Source organism: Arthrobacter sp. MSA 4-2 (assembly GCF_016405885.1).
In the GTDB taxonomy this organism is placed as follows: domain Bacteria; phylum Actinomycetota; class Actinomycetes; order Actinomycetales; family Micrococcaceae; genus Arthrobacter_D.
In genome coordinates, this window is the sequence record NZ_JAEKGC010000026.1 from 1 (window position 1) to 5,832 (window position 5,832).

Genomic DNA, 5,832 nt, shown 5'->3' on the forward strand with positions numbered 1-5,832 from the left:
TGTTGTTTGAGAACTCAATAGTGTGCCAAGTTTGTTGATACCGATTGTTTTTTGATTGGTTGAATTGGCTGGTCTGCCGCACCTCCGTGTGGTGGGCTGGTTTTTTTGGCTGGTTTCGAATTTTGTGCAGCAGGGGTTCCCGTTTTCCCGGGGGCTCGTGTTGTGTCTGTAATGCATTTACGGAGAGTTTGATCCTGGCTCAGGATGAACGCTGGCGGCGTGCTTAACACATGCAAGTCGAACGATGATCCGGTGCTTGCATCGGGGATTAGTGGCGAACGGGTGAGTAACACGTGAGTAACCTGCCCTTGACTCTGGGATAAGCCTGGGAAACCGGGTCTAATACCGGATATGACTGCCGGCCGCATGGCCTGGTGGTGGAAAGCTTTATTGCGGTTTTGGATGGACTCGCGGCCTATCAGCTTGTTGGCGGGGTAATGGCCCACCAAGGCGACGACGGGTAGCCGGCCTGAGAGGGTGACCGGCCACACTGGGACTGAGACACGGCCCAGACTCCTACGGGAGGCAGCAGTGGGGAATATTGCACAATGGGCGCAAGCCTGATGCAGCGACGCCGCGTGAGGGATGAAGGCCTTCGGGTTGTAAACCTCTTTCAGTAGGGAAGAAGCGAAAGTGACGGTACCTGCAGAAGAAGCGCCGGCTAACTACGTGCCAGCAGCCGCGGTAATACGTAGGGCGCAAGCGTTATCCGGAATTATTGGGCGTAAAGAGCTCGTAGGCGGTTTGTCGCGTCTGCCGTGAAAGTCCGGGGCTTAACTCCGGATCTGCGGTGGGTACGGGCAGACTAGAGTGCAGTAGGGGAGACTGGAATTCCTGGTGTAGCGGTGAAATGCGCAGATATCAGGAGGAACACCGATGGCGAAGGCAGGTCTCTGGGCTGTAACTGACGCTGAGGAGCGAAAGCATGGGGAGCGAACAGGATTAGATACCCTGGTAGTCCATGCCGTAAACGTTGGGCACTAGGTGTGGGGGACATTCCACGTTTTCCGCGCCGTAGCTAACGCATTAAGTGCCCCGCCTGGGGAGTACGGCCGCAAGGCTAAAACTCAAAGGAATTGACGGGGGCCCGCACAAGCGGCGGAGCATGCGGATTAATTCGATGCAACGCGAAGAACCTTACCAAGGCTTGACATGAACCGGAATGGCGCAGAGATGTGTCAGCCACTTGTGGCCGGTTTACAGGTGGTGCATGGTTGTCGTCAGCTCGTGTCGTGAGATGTTGGGTTAAGTCCCGCAACGAGCGCAACCCTCGTTCCATGTTGCCAGCGGGTTATGCCGGGGACTCATGGGAGACTGCCGGGGTCAACTCGGAGGAAGGTGGGGACGACGTCAAATCATCATGCCCCTTATGTCTTGGGCTTCACGCATGCTACAATGGCCGGTACAAAGGGTTGCGATACTGTGAGGTGGAGCTAATCCCAAAAAGCCGGTCTCAGTTCGGATTGAGGTCTGCAACTCGACCTCATGAAGTTGGAGTCGCTAGTAATCGCAGATCAGCAACGCTGCGGTGAATACGTTCCCGGGCCTTGTACACACCGCCCGTCAAGTCACGAAAGTTGGTAACACCCGAAGCCGGTGGCCTAACCCCTTGTGGGAGGGAGCCGTCGAAGGTGGGACCGGCGATTGGGACTAAGTCGTAACAAGGTAGCCGTACCGGAAGGTGCGGCTGGATCACCTCCTTTCTAAGGAGCGCCTTCGGGTGCCGGCCCAGCCACAGTGTTGGGTGTGGTGCCTGCAAGGAGAGCCCATAGCGCGGGCGTTTGTTCCGCGGTGGGTGCTCATGGGTGGAATATCAACGAATAGGTGCCTGGCGGCGCCTGCTGGTTCTTGAGTACGTTCGTCTCTTCCTTCGGGGAGGGTGTTCTGGAAAGAGGGGCCGGCGGTCGGTTCCGGGTTTATCGTTTGGCACACTGTTGGGTCCTGAGATAACAGGGCCCTGTTTCTGCGTGGTCTGTCCGTTGTGGGCGGGGTGCGTGGGGGTGGGGTGTGTTGTTTCTGGGTTTCCCGCGCATGCCGTGTTTCGTGCCTTTGGGTGCGGGGTGCGGGTGTGATGGGGTTGTTGGTTGAGAACTGCATAGTGGACGCGAGCATCTTAAAAAGAAGCAATTTCTAAGATAGACCTGGTTCCGGACTGTGTCCGGGCCTGGTTTTCTCGATATGTTTTTTGATCTTTTGTGGTCAAGTTTTTAAGGGCACACGGTGGATGCCTTGGCATCAGGAGCCGAAGAAGGACGTGGGAATCTGCGATAAGCCTGGGGGAGTTGATAACCGAACGGTGATCCCAGGATGTCCGAATGGGGAAACCCCGCCGGGGGCGCCTTGTGCGTGATCCGGTGACCCGCACCTGAACACATAGGGTGCGTGGAGGGAACGTGGGGAAGTGAAACATCTCAGTACCCACAGGAAGAGAAAACAACAGTGATTCCGTTAGTAGTGGCGAGCGAACGCGGAAGAGGCTAAACCAGTGGTGTGTGATAGCCGGCGGGCGTTGCATCACTGGGGTTGCGGGACTTTCCGTATCAGTTCTGCCGGACTGGTGAAATGTGTGCAGGCGTATAGGTGAACGGGTTTGAAAGCCCGGCCGGAGAGGGTGTAAGTCCCGTAACCGTAATGCGTGCTGCCGTTTGGAGAGTATCCCAAGTAGTACGGGGCCCGAGAAATCCCGTGCGAATCCGCCAGGACCACCTGGTAAGCCTAAATACTCCCTGATGACCGATAGCGGACCAGTACCGTGAGGGAAAGGTGAAAAGTACCCCGGGAGGGGAGTGAAACAGTACCTGAAACCGTGTGCCTACAAACCGTCGGAGCAGTGCGTGATTTATCACGGTGCTGTGACGGCGTGCCTTTTGAAGAATGAGCCTGCGAGTTAGTGTTACGTCGCGAGGTTAACCCGTGTGGGGAAGCCGTAGCGAAAGCGAGTCTGAACAGGGCGACCGTAGTGGCGTGATCTAGACCCGAAGCGAAGTGATCTACCCATGGCCAGGTTGAAGCGACGGTAAGACGTCGTGGAGGACCGAACCCACTTCAGTTGAAAATGGAGGGGATGAGCTGTGGGTAGGGGTGAAAGGCCAATCAAACTTCGTGATAGCTGGTTCTCCCCGAAATGCATTTAGGTGCAGCGTTGCGTGTTTCTTACCGGAGGTAGAGCTACTGGATGGCTAATGGGCCCTACAAGGTTACTGACGTCAGCCAAACTCCGAATGCCGGTAAGTCAGAGCGCAGCAGTGAGACTGTGGGGGATAAGCTTCATAGTCGAGAGGGAAACAGCCCAGACCACCAACTAAGGCCCCTAAGCGTGTGCTAAGTGGGAAAGGATGTGGAGTTGCCCAGACAACCAGGAGGTTGGCTTAGAAGCAGCCACCCTTGAAAGAGTGCGTAATAGCTCACTGGTCAAGTGATTCCGCGCCGACAATGTAGCGGGGCTCAAGTACACCGCCGAAGTTGTGGCATTCACATATCAGCCAAGCCGGGGATTCGTTCCCCTGAGTTCAGGCGTGTGGATGGGTAGGGGAGCGTCGTGTGGGCAGTGAAGCCGCGGTGGAAACCAGCGGTGGAGCCCACACGAGTGAGAATGCAGGCATGAGTAGCGAAAGACGGGTGAGAAACCCGTCCGCCGGATGATCAAGGGTTCCAGGGTCAAGCTAATCTGCCCTGGGTAAGTCGGGACCTAAGGCGAGGCCGACAGGCGTAGTCGATGGACAACGGGTTGATATTCCCGTACCGGCGAAAAACCGCCCATACCGAACAGGGGACACTAACCGCCCGAAACCTGCCCGACCGCCCTTGTGGTGGAAGGGTTTTGGTGGAGCGCGGGACCTGAGCCTGGGAGGTAAGCGTATTAACAGGTGTGACGCAGGAAGGTAGCCAAGCCGGGCGATGGTTGTCCCGGTCTAAGGATGTAGGGCAGGACGTAGGCAAATCCGCGTCCTTGTGTTCAATCACGCGCCTGAGATCTGATGGGACCCCCGTATGGGGGAATTTGGTGATCCTATGCTGCCGAGAAAAGCATCGGCGCGAGGTTTTAGCCGCCCGTACCCCAAACCGACACAGGTGATCAGGTAGAGAATACTAAGGCGATCGAGAGAATTATGGTTAAGGAACTCGGCAAAATGCCCCCGTAACTTCGGGAGAAGGGGGGCCCCAACCGTGACGGCGACTTGCTTGCCAGAGCGGATCGGGGCCGCAGAGACCAGGGGGAAGCGACTGTTTACTAAAAACACAGGTCCGTGCGAAGTCGCAAGACGATGTATACGGACTGACTCCTGCCCGGTGCTGGAAGGTTAAGAGGACCGGTTAGTTCCGCGCTTGCGCGGTGCGAAGCTGGGAATTTAAGCCCCAGTAAACGGCGGTGGTAACTATAACCATCCTAAGGTAGCGAAATTCCTTGTCGGGTAAGTTCCGACCTGCACGAATGGAGTAACGACTTCCCCGCTGTCTCAACCATAAACTCGGCGAAATTGCAGTACGAGTAAAGATGCTCGTTACGCGCAGCAGGACGGAAAGACCCCGAGACCTTCACTATAGTTTGGTATTGGTGTTCGGTGTGGCTTGTGTAGGATAGGTGGGAGACTGTGAGACCCGGACGCCAGTTCGGGTGGAGTCATCGTTGAAATACCACTCTGGTCACTCTGGATATCTAACTTCGGCCCGTAATCCGGGTCAGGGACAGTGCCTGATGGGTAGTTTAACTGGGGCGGTTGCCTCCTAAAAAGTAACGGAGGCGCCCAAAGGTTCCCTCAGCCTGGTTGGCAATCAGGTGGCGAGTGTAAGTGCACAAGGGAGCTTGACTGTGAGAGAGACATCTCAAGCAGGGACGAAAGTCGGGACTAGTGATCCGGCGGCACATTGTGGAATGGCCGTCGCTCAACGGATAAAAGGTACCTCGGGGATAACAGGCTGATCTTGCCCAAGAGTCCATATCGACGGCATGGTTTGGCACCTCGATGTCGGCTCGTCGCATCCTGGGGCTGGAGTAGGTCCCAAGGGTTGGGCTGTTCGCCCATTAAAGCGGTACGCGAGCTGGGTTTAGAACGTCGTGAGACAGTTCGGTCCCTATCCGCTGCGCGCGCAGGAAATTTGAGAAGGGCTGTCCTTAGTACGAGAGGACCGGGACGGACGAACCTCTGGTGTGTCAGTTGTACTGCCAAGTGCACCGCTGATTAGCTACGTTCGGATGGGATAACCGCTGAAAGCATCTAAGCGGGAAGCCCGCTTCAAGATGAGATTTCCATACACCTAACCGTGTGAGAGGCCCCCAGCCAGACCACTGGGTTGATAGGCCGGATGTGGAAGCAGGGACTAACGACCTGCGAAGCTGACCGGTACTAATAAGCCGATAACTTACACCACACCACCACCGCAGGAACGGGACTTCAAAACCGTTCCACCCAAGCGGCGGCGGAAAGATCACCATGCTACGCGTCCACTATGCGGTTCCCAACCAACAACAGGAACCAGGCACCCCCACCCCCGCCAGGGAAACCACCGCGGGGCACCGGGGAACCAACCAGCACCACCACAACTACATACACGTCCAGCACAATGAAGACGTAACAGACTTACCACCCCCAGGACACCCCCACCACCCCCCACCACGGAGGGCCGGCACGGGCACACCGGGCAGGCTGGTACAACGAGTTACGGCGGTCATAGCGTGGGGGAAACGCCCGGTCCCATTCCGAACCCGGAAGCTAAGACCCACAGCGCCGATGGTACTGCACCCGAGAGAGTGTGGGAGAGTAGGACACCGCCGGACCACCCTTAGGCTGCAGGCCCCACCACCGGTGGGGCCTGCACCCCTTTAACCACCCC

Annotated in this window: 3 rRNA genes; all 3 read left to right on the plus strand. The window is 56.9% G+C overall.

From position 1 onward, the window contains the following. Positions 1-176: 176 nt before the first annotated feature. The 3 genes from I6N91_RS16865 (at position 177) to rrf (ending at position 5,776) form a co-directional block, all read left to right on the plus strand. Positions 177-1,703 (plus strand): 16S ribosomal RNA (locus I6N91_RS16865). 494 nt (positions 1,704-2,197) lie between these two features. Next, a 23S ribosomal RNA gene (locus tag I6N91_RS16870) occupies positions 2,198-5,370 on the plus strand. Positions 5,371-5,659: 289 nt separating this feature from the next. Continuing rightward, a 5S ribosomal RNA gene (gene rrf / locus I6N91_RS16875) occupies positions 5,660-5,776 on the plus strand. Together the 16S, 23S and 5S rRNA genes form the textbook arrangement of a ribosomal RNA operon. The last annotated feature ends 56 nt before the right edge of the window (positions 5,777-5,832 follow it).